This window comes from Geopsychrobacter electrodiphilus DSM 16401 (assembly GCF_000384395.1).
In the GTDB taxonomy this organism is placed as follows: domain Bacteria; phylum Desulfobacterota; class Desulfuromonadia; order Desulfuromonadales; family Geopsychrobacteraceae; genus Geopsychrobacter; species Geopsychrobacter electrodiphilus.
This window is the reverse complement of record NZ_ARWE01000001.1, coordinates 2121248-2136214: the sequence shown is the minus strand read 5'-3', so window position 1 is coordinate 2136214 and position 14967 is coordinate 2121248. Positions and strand designations below refer to the sequence as shown.

At 43.7% G+C, this 14967-nt stretch carries 14 protein-coding genes; all 14 read left to right on the top strand.

Going from position 1 to position 14967, the window contains the following annotated elements; all coding sequences use genetic code 11:
- Nucleotides 1–10: 10 nt before the first annotated feature.
- The 14 genes from D888_RS0110105 (at nucleotide 11) to D888_RS0110045 (ending at nucleotide 14868) form a co-directional block, all read left to right on the top strand.
- Nucleotides 11–919 carry an ABC transporter ATP-binding protein gene (locus D888_RS0110105; RefSeq protein ID WP_020676433.1) on the top strand — a complete coding sequence of 303 codons (909 nt, stop codon included), beginning with the start codon at nucleotides 11–13 and terminating at the stop codon, nucleotides 917–919.
- Nucleotides 916–2664: a tetratricopeptide repeat protein gene (locus D888_RS0110100; protein ID WP_020676432.1), complete on the top strand. Its 1749-nt coding sequence runs from the start codon at nucleotides 916–918 to the stop codon at nucleotides 2662–2664. Before D888_RS0110105 ends, D888_RS0110100 begins: the two co-directional genes overlap by 4 nt.
- Before the next feature lie 89 nt (nucleotides 2665–2753).
- Nucleotides 2754–3503, top strand: coding sequence for a decaprenyl-phosphate phosphoribosyltransferase (locus D888_RS0110095; protein ID WP_020676431.1), 750 nt, complete (start codon nucleotides 2754–2756; stop codon nucleotides 3501–3503).
- Nucleotides 3504–3634: 131 nt separating this feature from the next.
- Nucleotides 3635–4567 carry a glycosyltransferase gene (locus D888_RS0110090; protein WP_245555008.1) on the top strand — a complete coding sequence of 311 codons (933 nt, stop codon included), beginning with the start codon at nucleotides 3635–3637 and terminating at the stop codon, nucleotides 4565–4567.
- The gene (locus D888_RS21330) at nucleotides 4567–5553 is read left to right on the top strand and encodes a glycosyltransferase family 2 protein (protein ID WP_020676429.1); all 987 of its coding nucleotides are present in this window, start codon (nucleotides 4567–4569) and stop codon (nucleotides 5551–5553) included. Before D888_RS0110090 ends, D888_RS21330 begins: the two co-directional genes overlap by 1 nt.
- A 3-nt stretch (nucleotides 5554–5556) precedes the next feature.
- A complete protein-coding gene (locus tag D888_RS23645) occupies nucleotides 5557–6462 on the top strand; it encodes a glycosyltransferase (RefSeq protein ID WP_083928836.1) in 906 nt (301 codons plus the stop codon).
- 73 nt (nucleotides 6463–6535) lie between these two features.
- Nucleotides 6536–7276, top strand: a complete 741-nt coding sequence (locus D888_RS0110080; RefSeq protein WP_020676428.1) for an acyltransferase — start codon at nucleotides 6536–6538, stop codon at nucleotides 7274–7276.
- Between the two features lie 71 nt (nucleotides 7277–7347).
- Nucleotides 7348–7758 carry a sugar 3,4-ketoisomerase gene (locus D888_RS0110075; protein ID WP_020676427.1) on the top strand — a complete coding sequence of 137 codons (411 nt, stop codon included), beginning with the start codon at nucleotides 7348–7350 and terminating at the stop codon, nucleotides 7756–7758.
- On the top strand, nucleotides 7759–8865 hold the full coding sequence (locus D888_RS0110070) for a DegT/DnrJ/EryC1/StrS family aminotransferase (RefSeq protein WP_020676426.1): 1107 nt from the start codon (nucleotides 7759–7761) through the stop codon (nucleotides 8863–8865). It begins immediately after the preceding gene.
- A complete protein-coding gene (locus tag D888_RS21325; protein ID WP_020676425.1) occupies nucleotides 8865–10364 on the top strand; it encodes an O-antigen translocase in 1500 nt (499 codons plus the stop codon). Before D888_RS0110070 ends, D888_RS21325 begins: the two co-directional genes overlap by 1 nt.
- Nucleotides 10365–10626: 262 nt before the next feature.
- Entirely contained in the window at nucleotides 10627–11796 is a 1170-nt protein-coding gene (locus D888_RS0110060; protein WP_020676424.1) for an IS4 family transposase, read from the top strand.
- Nucleotides 11797–11970: 174 nt separating this feature from the next.
- Nucleotides 11971–12936, top strand: a complete 966-nt coding sequence (locus tag D888_RS0110055) for a glycosyltransferase (RefSeq protein WP_020676423.1) — start codon at nucleotides 11971–11973, stop codon at nucleotides 12934–12936.
- Nucleotides 12900–14099: a glycosyltransferase family 9 protein gene (locus D888_RS0110050; RefSeq protein ID WP_245555007.1), complete on the top strand. Its 1200-nt coding sequence runs from the start codon at nucleotides 12900–12902 to the stop codon at nucleotides 14097–14099. The genes D888_RS0110055 and D888_RS0110050 overlap by 37 nt, the downstream gene beginning before the upstream one ends.
- A complete protein-coding gene (locus D888_RS0110045) occupies nucleotides 14089–14868 on the top strand; it encodes a prepilin peptidase (RefSeq protein WP_020676421.1) in 780 nt (259 codons plus the stop codon). Before D888_RS0110050 ends, D888_RS0110045 begins: the two co-directional genes overlap by 11 nt.
- Nucleotides 14869–14967 lie beyond the last annotated feature (99 nt).

Here is a 14967-nt window from a genome sequence, read left to right as displayed (position 1 = left end):
TGAGGCATATATGGATGCAATAGAAGCTTTGGCTTTGAGTAAAACGTTCAGGGGGAAGAGGGGGAGGCGTGTAGAGGCTTTAACCGATCTAAGTCTAAGCGTAGCACAAGGGGAAGTTTTTGGTTTCCTTGGACCAAACGGTGCGGGGAAAAGTACTACCATTAAAAGCTTGGTGGGTCTTATTCGGCCCAGCTCGGGGTGCGCCAAAATTATGGGACTCGATATCTCATGCCCCGATGCTCGTTTGAACGTTGGTTACCTGCCGGAGAATCCCGCCTTTTATGATTTTCTGACTGGCGTAGAGTATCTTGATTTTGTCGGGAGAGCCTTTGGCTTGGCGGGTTCTATATTGCGTGAAAAGAGTGAACAGGTACTAAAACTTTTAGACCTGTGGGAAAGTCGCAAACGCCCCATGCGAGGATATAGTAAAGGTATGGTGCAGCGCGTTGGCCTTGCCCAGGTGCTTATTCATGACCCTGATGTGTACATTCTGGATGAACCGATGAGTGGTCTTGATCCTATCGGACGAGCACTTGTTAAGCAGATTTTAACCGAGCTAAAGAGTCAGGGAAAAACGGTTTTTTTTAGCACCCATGTTACTTCTGATATCGAAGCTGTCTGTGATCGGGTTGGAGTTATTGTTGGTGGTTGCCTGCGCGCATTGAGTTCTGTTGAGGACATTATGAAAACAGGCATTGATGGTTACCGGGTTCAATTGGTCGGTGGAAGCAAGGAATCCTTCGTAGGATTTGAGTGTGAATCTGCTGGGAACAACTTTGAAGTTTATGTCCCAAAAGTGGCATTTAACAATTTTATGATGAAAGTACATAAATCCGGAGCAGAGGTGAGCCAGATTGAACCCAATAGGAACAATCTGGAGGATTTTTTCTTGGATATCGTTCACCGAGATAGGCAATGAAGATATCCAAAAAATATGTTTGCCTTTTATTGAGCCTTATTGTTTTGGGAGTTTACTACCCGCTTATTTTTTCTCCATTTAATTCTGTCGACGACCTCGCTTTATCAAAATATTTATTAAATCTGGGTCATTTTGACTTAGCAAAACATTTTTTTCCTGGCGGTGAACATAATTATTATCGCCCAGTATTGATGCTTAGTTATGTTGCTGATCAGTGTTTATGGGGCGGCGATCCGTCCTTTATGCATCTAGAAAACGTGTTACTCCATCTATCAAATGTTCTCCTCGTTTTTTTTATCTCATTGCAGCTTTGTCGTATTCTCTCAATTCAAAATGTTACCCTACCGTTCTTCTCTAGCGTCATTTTTGCTATTCATCCTATCAATGTTGAATCAGTCGCCTGGGTTGTAGGTCGGACAGACCTTCTTGCTGGTTTCTTTGTTCTTTTGGCGTTGTTATTTTTACTATTCGCCTTAAGGTTCGGCTCTTTTCAATACGGTCTGTATGGTGCGTTCTTTTTGTTAGTCGGTTGCTTGAGTAAGGAAACGGCACTTTTTTTCATACCAGGTGTGTTTTTACTGCTTTTTTTGCCGAAATCATCTTCACTCTGGTTTTCTCGTACTGATCTGACTTTTCGACTGTCGCTATTGGGGTGTTACGGATTTTCGGCAGTTGTATATTTCATAATGAGATTCATTGCTGTAAATTCAGACCGAGGTGTGAGGTATGTCCTCTCTTTTGCTGAACAAAATTCAGCACAATCTGTATCTGACGTTATCTCTACATTGGTAAGCGTTTCGACTCTGTTCCTTAAAACCAGCGGTTTTTATTTAACCAAGTTAGTAATGCCATTCCCTCTTAATTTCGGGATCGTTGAAGTAGGAAATGGCTATGTTCTTCCTGGTTTTATTCTAATGATACTTGTTGTTTTTTTATTTATGAAACGAAACGTGCTGACCACTTTTTTTCTTATGAGTGCCTTTTTAGGGTCATCTGCTCTTTTAGCTGTCTTTACTGGTGGCATGTGGACTCCGTTTGCAGAGAGGTATATGTATATCCCCTGTGCTACTTTTGTTATTGGTGTTACATTTTTACTTTGGAAGATTGTTGCCACCAAAAAATTGGTTCAAAAATTCCTTATTCTTTTATTCCCTGTATTTATGGTCACAACTGCATATGCCACTGTTTCTCGATGTCTGACCTGGCAAGATAACGAGGCTTTGTTTAGAGATACCGTGGCGAAGTCTCCTTCTTTTGTCGCCGCCAAAAATGAACTGGCCAATGCCCTGAGGGAAAAAGGTAAAACGGCAGAGGCTCTTGAAATTATACGAAATCTAGATGGTACTGGGATGCAGGCTGCATCGTTGAACAAGGCTTTATTCCGTTTTAGTGATGGTGATGTTGATGGCGCGAGGAAGATGTTGCTCAGCCACGTTGAAGCTTCAGATTCTCTTGAAAGTAGATCCTTGGAAGTTCTGGTGAAACTAACGATGGAGATGGTCGCGTCATCTCCAAGTGTTATAGAGAAAACTCGTCTTAGACGCGAAGTCATATCCTGGCTAGGGCGCTTGCATGAATTATCGGGGAACCCTTTCTATTACTATAGGTTGGGGAATATGTACCTTCAGCTTAATGAATCAGCAACTGCACAGCAATTTTTCGCTAAAGCCGCTGAAGAATTTCCCGACAATTCAATTTATAAGAAACCATCCCAAAAACTTGCGGAGCGCCTGAAATCACCATGACTCCGTTCTCATACATAAGACTTTTACGGCCTGCCCAGTGGCTTAAAAATCTTATTCTGCTGTTCCCTTCGTTTCTAGGTGGGAACATAATGCAGGTCAGCGTGGTTAGCGCCATTTCCCCTTTGTTGGCTTTCTGTCTTGTCTCCAGTGCGGCTTATGTTGTTAACGATCTGCGTGACATTGAACAGGATCGTGTCCACAAAAACAAGAAGATGCGGCCTTTGGCCTCGGGAGAAATCTCGCCTTCCTCCGCTTATTTGATCGCGACAGTTCTGCTACTCGCGGGGCTGCTTTTCGCTGCTCAGGTTTCCCCCGTTTTCATTGCGTTGATCTTGGCTTACGTTGCGGTCAACTTGCTTTATTCGCTCCGCCTTAAAAACCTTCCATTATTGGATCTTTTCTGTATCTCCGCCGGCTTTCTGTTGCGTCTGCAGGCTGGCGGTGAAGCATTTGGTACAGCGATCTCTGCTTGGCTTTTTCTAAGTGTGTTTTTTCTAGCTTTGTTCCTCAGCATAGGCAAGAGGCTTTGCGAAAAAATAGTCCTTGCCGATAACGCCCTAGAACATCGGCCTGTTTTGGAATGTTATCCAGAAGGCTTTCTCGATGGAATAATGTATATGGTTGGTGCGGCAGCTTTGGTGACCTATACCATGTATGTGGTCGCCCGGCCCGCGCTCATTTATACCGTACCCCTCTGCTGTTTCGGCTTGATGCGTTATATTTTGCGAGTCAAATCCGGCAAGGGTGGAGATCCTACCCAGTCGCTGTTGCGGGATCCAGCATTGTTTTGCACCGGATTCGTGTGGGCGGTCATGGTTGGGTGGAGCATTTACCAGTGAGCTCCCCTTACGTCTTGCTACTCAACTGGAACGGTTGGGCCGACACGCTTGAATGTCTAGAGAGCCTATATCGGCTTGACGCTCCTATCCCTCGAATAATTATCTGTGATAACGACTCTACCGACAGTTCCATGGAGCGGATCAAAGCCTGGGCCGAAGGGCGACTGAACGTTTTACCTGCGGCAGGCAGTTTGCATCGTTTGCGGTCCTTTCCGCCGGTCACTAAACCAGTTTCGTATGTTGAATATGACCGCCAGGCAGCTGAAGCAGGAGGAACAGGTCGTGAGATATCCGAACTGATCCTGATTCGAACTGGTGCCAATTTGGGGTTTGCCGGTGGTAATAACGTTGGGCTTCGCTATGTCTTGGCGCGGGATGATTTTGACTATGTCTGGCTACTGAACAACGATACCGTTGTCAATTCCGATGCGCTTTCATATATGGTCGAGAGGATGCATGGAAAGCCGGATGCCGGGATCTGTGGGTCAACGCTGCTATATTATGACCATCCAGAAAAGGTTCAGGCGCTAGGCGGGGGGTACTATTGTAAGTGGATTGGTCTGCCTTGGCATCAAGGTCGGTTGCAACGAGCCGAACTGAAACGCAATCGAGATCGAGCGGAAAGGTGGATGAATTATATTGTCGGGGCCTCAATGCTCGTCTCAAGAAAGTTCCTTCGAGATATAGGCCTGATGTGTGAGGATTACTTTCTTTATTTTGAAGAGACTGACTGGGCTCTTCGTGCAGAAGGTAAATTTTCCTTGGTTTATGCACCAGAAAGTGTCGTTTATCACAAGGTCGGTGCGAGTATCGGGACGTCGAGTTTGCCCAACAAGAAGAGTCTGGCCTGTGATTACTATAGCGCAAGGAATAGACTTCTTTTCACACGAAGATTTTTCCCTGAAGCAATAGTGACTGTTTGGTTGTGCCTGTTTGGCGCAGTATTGACTCGCCTTTTATTTGGCCGTATTGCTCGTGCAAAAATGTTTGCTGGTTTGATGATAGGGGTGGATATCCCTCCTTTTCTTGATGGAGTCGGGCAACCACTAGGGAAGAGTGAGTAATGCCAAACCGTGCGCTGTACAGCTTTATTATTGTTAATTGGAACGGTCGGTGCCTCCTTGAGAGTTGCCTCGATTCAATCTATCAGCAGACATATGATAAATACGAAATCATTCTTGTTGATAATGCTTCTCATGATGATTCAGTCGCTTTTGTCCGGGCCAATTACCCTGATGTCAAAGTCATTTGTCTATCCGAAAACAAAGGTTTTGCTGGCGGTAATTGCGCCGGCCTTCCATACGCAAGTGGAGATGTTATCGCTCTACTCAATACCGATGCCTATTTGCTGCCCGATTGGATTGTCCAAATGGAGCAGGCATTGGGGACTGATGAAAAGGTAGGTATCTGCGCCTCTCGTCTGATTGTGCCTGAAACCGGGCTTATTGATAGTGCGGGAGATGCTTTTACCACAGCTTTTACCTGCACAAAGGAAGGTGAGTTTGAAGACCCGCAAAAATTTTTAGAAAATCGTTATGTGACATCTGTTTGCGCAGCCGCGGCTGTATATAGGCGGAAGATGATTGATGACGTCGGTTTTTTTGATGAAGATTTCTTTCTTATCCTGGAAGACTCTGATTTGTGTATCAGAGCTCATTTTTGTGGGTGGAGATGTCTTTATGTTGCTGATGCAATTGCTTATCACAAGGTCAGCGCAACAATCGGGGAGTTGAGTGATACCTCTGTTTTTTATTTTTCAAGGAATATTGAATTTTTGTGGTTAAAGAATATCCCACTTACTTCAATGGTTCGATATTTTCATATTCGAATCATTTATCATTTCATGGCTTTTTTCTATTTTTGTATATTGAAGAATAAGTGGCGACCATATCTGAATGGAAAATTATTTTTTTTGAAAAATTTTCTAAAAATATTAAAAAAAAGAAAAATTCCCAAAAAAAATATGGGGGAAAATATGCAAGCTTTTCACAAGGAATTAATGCCTTTCAGAAAATTTATTTTTTCGAAATTACATTATTTTTATAGGTAAAGTATGAACAATAAAGAACCTTCTCCGTATAATATTTGTTCAGTTGTTGTAACTTACTTTCCAGATGATAATTTTTCTTCTCATGTTTCCAAGATTTTTGATCTGACCCACCGTTTAATTATTATTGATAACTGCTCTGGTGAAAATTCTATTGAAATGTTACGAAGTATTGCAACTCGCCCTGGAATAACTCTTGTGTTGAACAAGGAGAATTTAGGGGTTGCTACAGCATTTAACCAAGGGATATGTGCGGCACGTGATCAAGGTTTTTCTTGGGCACTCCTGTTTGATCAGGACAGTTCACCGTTTGCATCTATGGTTGAGGTACTGTCATCTGTATACCGTGATTATCCTTTAAGGGATCGACTTTCTTTAATTGGCTCGGCATTTGTTGATACTGGTATACCAGTTGTCGGTAGAGCAAATGCTTGGTGGGTTGAGAAGAAAGATGTTATTTCAGCAGGTAGTTTAGTTTCGATTGAAGCCTATAACTTGTTGGGACCTTTTAGGGATGATTACTTTATTGACGCGGTCGATCAGGAGTTTTGTGCCCGATCTCGGAAAGCTGGTTTTTCAATAGTTATGTCCGTTTCACCCTTGATGAGCCACTCAATTGGTAGCCATACTTTACATCGATTCTTCTGGAAAACCTTTCGACCGGCTAATCATTCTCCAACACGACATTATTATATGGTAAGAAATTATATTGTTTTGGCTAGAGAGTATCTATTTTTTGATCCACTTTGGGTTTTGTCGCTTGCCATCGTTAGATTGCGTGAGTTGATTCTTGTAATATTTTTTGAAAATAATAAGTTAAGCAAGATCACGCTGATGGCTTTGGGTTTGTGGCATGGGTTGTGTGGGAAGTCGGGGAAAGGTATATTTTTATCTGATCGTGCAAGTTCTTAACGCTTTGCAGTGTGAAGAAATAACTAAAAATAAACTACTTCTCTTTCTTACTCAATTAATTAAGGAGTAAACTTTGATACATAACACTGCAATAATTAGCAATAAAGCATCTATTGGTAATAACGTAACAATAGGAGCATATACTAGTATAAATGATTATGTTGAAATAGGTGATAATACAGTAATTGAAAATTATTGTGAAATAGGCTACGCAACACCACTAGCTGAAAATAAAAAATTGGTAATTGGTGCAAATTCTCACATCCGTTCCCATAGCGTTTTTTATCAAGGTTCTATATTTGGAGACAATTTAGTCACAGGCCATAGAGTAACGATCAGAGAAAAAATAAAAGCGGGATCAAATCTACAAATAGGAACATTATGTGATTTTCAGGGTGACTGTGTCATCGGTGATTTTGTCAGGACACATAGCAATGTCCATATAGGCAAAGAATCTAAAATTGGGAATTATGTTTTTATCTTTCCGTATGTAGTTCTTACAAATGATCCACATCCACCAAGTGACACATTGCTTGGCGTAACAATCGAAGATTATGCCGTTATCGCAACTATGTCTGTTATCTTGCCTGGCGTCATTATACACGAGCACGCATTGGTCGGCGCACATAGTCTAGTAAAGTCAGATGTCCCGCCTAAAATGGTTGTTGCGGGGAATCCAGCCAAAGTAATTTGTGAAACAGCTAAAATAAAATTATCAAATCTAAATGAAAGTGCTTACCCTTGGCCGAAGCACTTTCATCGCGGATACCCAGAGTCAATAATTGCGCAATGGGAAAAAGAGTTTGGGTGTTAAACTTTAAGCGGAATCAGCTAATACCTTTAGCAGCTAAATTTTCTAAAATCTTTTTTTGACAAGGGTCATTTATGTCACTACTCCATTGTAAAACAATCGTCCTTCCTAAGATTTCAGACCCACGTGGGAACCTGACTTTTATCGAAAACGACAAACATATCCCCTTTAATATTCAACGGGTGTACTACCTGTATGATGTCCCCGGTGGTGCCGAACGCGGGGGGCATGCTCACAAGGGATTAAACCAATTAATAATTGCTATGTCTGGTAGCTTCGATGTTCTTCTTGATGACGGCAAAGAGCAGAAACGTTTTCACCTAAACCGATCTTATCAAGGGCTCTATGTCTGCCCAATGGTCTGGCGAGAACTTGACAATTTTTCTTCGGGGTCAGTGTGTATGGTTCTAGCATCGAACTTATATGATGAAGCCGACTATTATCGTGACTATGACGAATACCTCGCTGCTCTGGTGATTCAGTAAGTGTACATCCCCTTTCTAGATGTGAAGGCGCCTTACCTTGAACTTAAGTTCGAATTTGACGCCGCATATCGCCGGGTCATGGAGTCGGGCTGGTATGTTCTCGGTCAGGAAGTAGAGGCTTTTGAGACTGAATTCGCTGCCTATTGTGAGGCCGGGAAGTGCATCGGGGTCGCCAATGGTCTGGATGCCCTGCATCTGATTGTGCGTGGCTACGGAATCGGTGCGGGGGATGAGGTGATCGTCCCAGCCAATACCTACATCGCCACCTGGCTGGCGGTTTCCCACGCCGGGGCCAGGCCTATCCCTGTCGAGCCCGATGAGGTGACCTTTAATATCAACCCGAGTCGAATCGAGGCTGCGATTACCGAGCGCACCAAGGCGATCATGGCCGTGCATCTCTACGGTCAACCGGCTGATATGGACCCGATCAATGCCCTGGCTAAGAAGTATGGACTCAAGGTTATTGAAGACTGCGCCCAGGCTCACGGAGCCCGCTACAAGGGACGAAGAGTAGGGACCCTCGGAGATGCTGCAGGGTTCAGCTTTTATCCAGGAAAAAACCTCGGCGCCTTCGGTGACGGCGGGGCTGTAGTTTCCAATGATTCAGATTTAGCTGAAAGTATAGACCTTCTCCGCAATTACGGTTCGCGCATTAAATACCACAATGAAGTGGTCGGTTTTAATTCACGCCTTGATGAACTGCAGGCTGCGCTGATACGAGTTAAACTCACTAAACTCGATGACTGGAATCAAAGACGTCGCCAAGTTGCCTCGAATTATTTGCATGAGCTTTTCGCCCAGTCCGGATTGATCTTGCCACGGGTTCCTGAATGGGCCGATCCAGTCTGGCATCTTTTCGTGATTCGCACTGCGCAGCGCGATATCATACAACAGTCACTTACGACAGCCGGAATCGGAACGATGATCCATTATCCGATCCCACCACATTTGCAATCGGCTTACGTCGAACTCAATTACCAAAATGGGGATTTTCCACTTACTGAACGGATGGCACAGGAAGTTCTCAGCCTGCCGATAGGGCCGCATCTGGGAAATTTGGAATGTTTGCGCATAATTAAATCCATTCAGAACGTTGGTCTGATCTGATGGATGGAATAGGACAAACCGATCAGGAAAGCTCAAGCTTTCGGAATATCCTTAAGTCAACTTCACTAATAGGTGGTTCGTCCGTTCTTAATATCCTGATTGGGATGATTAGTACTAAGTTTGCTGCTCTTTGGCTTGGTCCTTCTGGCGTAGGTTTACTGGCTACTTTTGGCCGAGTTACCGCGCTTGTTGCTACCCTGACTGGAATGGGCATTGATAGTAGCGGGGTACGGCAAGTTGCTGAAGCGGTTGGAAGTAAAGATGACGAGCGTATTGTACGTACCGTCATAACTCTTCGCAGGGCTGCATGGATGACTGGTGGAATTGGCCTGCTGGTAATGGCTATTTTCTGTGTTCCCATATCATGGTTAACCTTTAATACTGAAAAATATGCCTGGCCCATTGCGGTTCTTGGTATAACTGTATTCGCCGGTGCCATAATGGGTGGGCAGTGCTGTATCTTGACCGGTACACGTAGAATTAGGGACCTTGCTAAAGTCAGTGTGATCGGTTCCTTTTTTGGGGTACTTTTCAGCATCCCCTGTTTTTATCTATGGGGTCAAACCGGGATTGTGCCTAGCTTAGTTCTCACCGCATTTGCTTCTCTTGTTGTCTCATGGTGGTTCGTTCGAAAGGTACCTATAGGGGGGATTAGTCTAACCTGGCGTGAAAGCTACGATGAAGCGCGCCAATTACTTTCCTTGGGTGTAAGTTTTATGGGGGCCGGTTTAGTTTTGGCGCTTTCAAATTATTTTATTTACATGATTATGTTAAGAAGGTTTGGTCTTGTCGATGTTGGTATTTATCAAGCAGCCTTCAGTCTTTCCGGTGTTCTTGTAGGGTTCGTTCTTGGGGCTATGGGGACGGATTACTATCCGCGCATGACTGCAGTTGCGAACGACAATGCAAGTGTGTATCGGATGGTAAATGAACAGACGCAGATATCTATTTTACTGTCACTACCTGTACTCGCGGCAATGATGATTTTTGCGCCGTTAGTTATTAAGCTATTTTACACAACATCTTTCGGAACGGCTGTGCCAGTCATGCGTTGGTGCATACTGGGTGTATTAGGGCGGGTCTTCTCTTGGCCAATGGCGTATGTCTTGCTAGCTAAGGGGAAAGGGAAGGTATTTTTAATTACTGAGATTTTTGTTAATAGCTTACATCTGGCGGGCGTGTACTTTTTTACACAGATATGGGGCCTTGAAGGGGCAGGCATTGCTTTTTTGGGTATGTATGTAATCTATACACTTTTAATGCTCTTTGTTACATGCCGGTTGGTCCTTGCTACTTGGGACAAATACTCCCAGAAAATAATCTTGTTTGCTTCAATAACATTGATGGCTCTTTTTCTAAACAGCACATTTAATAAAAATATTATCAGTGAATGGGCTATTGATGGGATTCTTCTTCCCCTTGTCACATGTCTGTGTTTAAGAGAGCTGTCTCGGAAGTCTAAATTTAGTCTGAAAACGTTGATTAACAAGACACATTAGTCATAAGAAAATTTAATATTAGGAAAGCTTGTCAACTCGTAAGTAATATAATTTAACGTCGTTTAATTGCTTGTGAGCAATTGCAGGTTTTTTATATAAAATTATATTTTTTAATATATTGTCACTAGTGTCCGGTTAAAAAATAACGCAACGATGTAAGTTGTTGAGAATAATAGCTCTTTGACATGATTGTTCCGTTTTCGATTTGAATTCGCCCCGTTAACGTGGGTTGATACCTTTCCGCTTTCGCAGGAGGGTTTCTATGAATTCCGGTCATACCGTTTTCCGACAACTGCTGCAGTTTCTACCACAGCATGATTTCAATCTGTGCGTTCGTCGTTATCGCGGTGACTACAGAGCCAGAAGCTTTTCCACCTTCGACCAGTTTCTGTGCCTTGCCTATGCCCAGATGTCTGGTCGTGAGAGTCTGCGCGACATCGAAACCTGCTTGAACTCGCACCAAGAGAAACTTTACCACGTTGGTTTTCGAGGTTTCGTCTCACGCTCCACTCTGGCAGATGCCAACGAACGCAGAGATTGGCACATCTTTCAGGATTTCGGCCAAGTTCTGATTCGGATGGCCCAAGAGCTTTATCATGACGAGCCTTTTGCTCTTGAACTCGATCAACCACTGTATGCCTTTGACTCAACAACGATTGATCTGTGCCTGACGCTGTTCCCGTGGGCCGAGTTCCGAAGAACAAAGGCAGCAGTAAAAATGCATACGCTGATTGACCTTCGGGGAACTATCCCCACTTACGTGACGGTCACGACCGGCAAGGTTCATGATGTCAGAATGCTCGATGCTTTGCCCGTAACCGAAGATGCCATCTACACCATGGATCGGGCTTACATTGATTTTGCCCGACTACATACGCTTCACCAGCAGGGTGCATTCTTTGTCGTCAGAGCAAAAGACAACTTGCGCTTTAAGCGATTGTATTCTGCACCAAAAGACAAAGACGCTGGTATCAGAGCGGATCAAACCGTGGCCCTGGTGACCTACAAATCAAAAAACGATTACCCGGAGAAATTACGTCGGGTCAGTTATGTTGACAAAGAACGCGGTAAGCGGCTGGTGTTTTTGACCAACAATTTCACGCTTCCAGCACACACCGTTGCTGAGATCTACAAACAGCGATGGCAAGTGGAACTGTTTTTCAAATGGGTCAAACAGCACTTACGAATCAAGTCGTTTTACGGAACATCAATCAATGCGGTGAAGAGTCAGGTCTGGGTTGCCTCGAGCATCTATCTGCTGGTTGTAATTGCCAAGAAGAAGCTCGATCTACCTTGTCAGCTCTACACTTTCTTACAAATTCTGGAGGTCAATTTGTTCGAGAAAAAGCCCATTTCATCGTTGGTTGCGGACGCTCTCAAACAAATATCGGACCCTCAAGATGATAACCAGCTGAATTTATTCAACTGTTAACCGGACAGTAGTGATATATTGTATATAATTCTGGTATGAAGAAAAAGAGAGTTATATCCTTGAAGTTTTACACCTTTAGCATCTATAAAATAAAAGAAGGTCTATCGAAATTATGCTGCGCATGAATACAACTATATACATACCCAACATCAAACCTTCATATTGAACTTCTCGATGAAAACTTCACCGTTGGTTACCTTTGTAATTTTTGCATATAACCAGGAAAAATTTATTCATGATTCAATTCAAGGTGCTTTACGGCAGACATACTCGCCCCTTGAAATAATCATTTCGGATGATGCATCGACTGACTCAACATTTTCAATTATCAAACATGAAGTTGCTGCTTACCGTGGCAAACACCACGTGCGGGTAAATAGAAATAAAAAAAATCTTGGCTTGATTGCCCATGTAAATAAATTATTTAACATTTCCACGGGTGATCTAATCATTGCGTCTGCCGGGGATGATATCTCGTTCCCTAATAGAACAAGTGAAATCGTTAAAAATTTTATCTCATTTGGGAAACCTCTCTTGATTCACTCGAAGGCCTATGAAATTGATAAACATGGTAGCCGATTAGGTACCGAAGCTCCAAACGTGAAATTGCGCCGACAGCTTTCTTTGGCCGAAGCTTGCACTTCTGATAGCATTTATCTAGGGGCTAGTGCCGCATGGAGTAAAGAACTTTTTGAAAAATATGGAAATATTGATTACAAAATGGCCTACGAAGACCTAGTGCTTGGGTTCAGGGCAATCGTAGAAGATAGTATTCACTACATTGATAAACCTTTATTGGCTTATCGAGTCGGTGGCGGCCTATGCCCTGAAATTGGGAAATCTATTCGCATCTCAGAAGTGCTAAAAGTAAGAAAAAATATGGCAGAAGTAATGGTTGATACCCTTTCACAGCGAGAAAAAGATATTAGATTAAGCAATTTATCTAAGAAGAAAAAATATTTAAATATTAACAAGAAAGAATTATTCAAGTGGTCAATTCTTTTAAATCTTTATAGAGGCGAGGCAAGTTTAAGTAGTCTCTCGTTAGAAAATTTTCTATTGGTAATAGATCTAATCTTACATGAGCTTATGTTTTTTGGACGATGGTATCTTCTTTATTTTTCTCGCTATTTTTTTTGAGAAGAGCGCTAGAAGTTTTTCAAGTTAAGAACTATTATTCGCTATCAGAACTCATCGCTATGCTGTATCTAAAAAAAATAGATGGTCTCGTCGGCCCCTTACTTGCCCGTTTGCTGCCCCGCCCGGCACAGGTCGCCACAATTACACAGACTCCTTCCAGCTTCCTGCTCATCCGTCCCGGCGGCATCGGCGATGCCGTGTTGCTGATTCCGATGATTTTGGCACTGAAAAAGGCTTACCCCGATTGTCGCGTTGAGGTGCTTGCTGAAAACCGGAACCATAGGGTTTTTGCCTTATGTCCAGGCGTCGATCGAGTCTTTTGCTATGACAATGCGCGCGATTTATTGCTTGTCTTGCGGCGACGTTATGATGTGGCTATTGACAGCGAACAATGGCATCGTCTTTCTGCGCTGGTTGCCCGTACAATCCGTTCGCCGATTAAGATCGGGTTTGGGACAAATGAGCGGAAACGTTTGTTTACCCATTCGATAGGTTACCGTCATGAAAGCTATGAAATGCGCAGCTTTTTTGACCTGCTGACACCGCTGAACATTGACGTACCTATGCCTATTTCCTACCCCTTTCTTGCTGTCCCTGCCAGCGTTCAACAATCTGCGGATAATTTTCTTGAGAACACACTGAATAAACCATTTGTGGTGTTGTTCCCTGGTGCGAGTATTCCTGAACGGTGCTGGGGCGCTGAGAAGTTTCATCAACTGGCAATTCGGTTATTTGACGTGGGAGTTTCCGTCGTTGTAGTCGGTGGACAAGAGGATTACGCAGTTGGCGCAGCTATTTTAGCTGACACCTCTGGTTTAAATCTTGCGGGTAAAACGAATTTGCCAGAGACGGCTGGCGTTTTAAGCCGGTCACAGCTTTTGGTCAGCGGGGATTCTGGTGTTTTGCATCTCGGAGCAGGTCTTGGCGTTTCGACGGTTTCACTTTTTGGCCCAGGAATTGCTGATAAGTGGGCTCCAGTAGGTGAATCGCATACGGTCATTAATCATGCGTTGCCTTGTTCACCATGCACCAGGTTCGGCACGACGCCTCCCTGCCCGATTGGGGCAAAGTGCATTCAGGACATTTCTGTTGAAGAGGTTTTTTCTGCTGCGAAGAAACTTTTGGGCTTGAAATTGAAGAGAGTCGTTTTTGATGCCATTTGAATATTATTTTTTATTGGGTTCCGCTTTTGTCCTGGGTGCTGTTGTCGGTTCCTTCCTCAACGTGTGCATCTATCGAATTCCTGCAGGGAAATCCATTGTTTCGCCGCCATCCTCTTGCCCTCATTGTGGGCATCGGATCCGCTGGTTTCAAAATATCCCGATTTTCAGCTACCTGTTTCTCGTAGGAAAGTGCGCTGGGTGCGGGCAGAAAATTTCATTGCGTTATCCAATAATTGAAGGCTTGACGGGTGGCCTGTTTGTCCTGGTGCTTTATTATTTTGGTCTGAGTCCGGCGACGATCGTTTACTGGATTTTTGTAGCGAGCCTTGTCGTGATCACTTTTATTGATCTGGACCATCAGATTATCCCCGACGTTATCAGTCTGCCTGGCATTGTTATTGGTTTTGCTTGCACGTTCGCTGTCCCTTGGGTGACCTGGTTTGATTCTCTGCTGGGGATAGCGCTTGGTGGTGGCCTTTTGCTCTCGATTGCCTGGGTTTATCAATTTTTAACCAAGCGGGAAGGGATGGGCGGGGGCGATATCAAACTTTTGGCTATGCTTGGAGCATTCCTCGGCTGGAAAGCGATATTCCCGTTAATTTTTATTGCTTCTCTTTGTGGAACATTTGTCGGGCTTCCTTTGATGCTTATCCGGCGTGAAAACACTCGACTAGCATTGCCTTTTGGTCCTTTTCTGGCTGTGTCGGCGATCATAGTCTTACTGTGGGGTCCCCGGCTGATCTCTTGGTACCTTAACTTTTTAAGGTAGTTCGTATCTTTTTCGCAGGGTGATGTTAAGACGATCATAATGATTTCTTCTTGACTCTTGCTATCTTTGACCTATAATGACGCATCATGATGTAAGTTG

Bases quoted from the DNA above. Each gene is read 5' to 3' on its own strand.
- D888_RS0110090 (WP_245555008.1), top strand. From the start codon at position 3,635: ATGGAGCGGATCAAAGCCTGGGCCGAAGGGCGACTGAACGTTTTACCT.
- D888_RS0110050 (WP_245555007.1), top strand. From the start codon at position 12,900: ATGGTATCTTCTTTATTTTTCTCGCTATTTTTTTTGAGAAGAGCGCTA.
- D888_RS23645 (WP_083928836.1), top strand. From the start codon at position 5,557: ATGAACAATAAAGAACCTTCTCCGTATAATATTTGTTCAGTTGTTGTA.
- D888_RS0110095 (WP_020676431.1), top strand. From the start codon at position 2,754: ATGCAGGTCAGCGTGGTTAGCGCCATTTCCCCTTTGTTGGCTTTCTGT.
- D888_RS21325 (WP_020676425.1), top strand. From the start codon at position 8,865: ATGGATGGAATAGGACAAACCGATCAGGAAAGCTCAAGCTTTCGGAAT.
- D888_RS21330 (WP_020676429.1), top strand. From the start codon at position 4,567: ATGCCAAACCGTGCGCTGTACAGCTTTATTATTGTTAATTGGAACGGT.
- D888_RS0110060 (WP_020676424.1), top strand. From the start codon at position 10,627: ATGAATTCCGGTCATACCGTTTTCCGACAACTGCTGCAGTTTCTACCA.
- D888_RS0110100 (WP_020676432.1), top strand. From the start codon at position 916: ATGAAGATATCCAAAAAATATGTTTGCCTTTTATTGAGCCTTATTGTT.
- D888_RS0110055 (WP_020676423.1), top strand. From the start codon at position 11,971: ATGAAAACTTCACCGTTGGTTACCTTTGTAATTTTTGCATATAACCAG.
- D888_RS0110075 (WP_020676427.1), top strand. From the start codon at position 7,348: ATGTCACTACTCCATTGTAAAACAATCGTCCTTCCTAAGATTTCAGAC.
- D888_RS0110045 (WP_020676421.1), top strand. From the start codon at position 14,089: ATGCCATTTGAATATTATTTTTTATTGGGTTCCGCTTTTGTCCTGGGT.
- D888_RS0110105 (WP_020676433.1), top strand. From the start codon at position 11: ATGGATGCAATAGAAGCTTTGGCTTTGAGTAAAACGTTCAGGGGGAAG.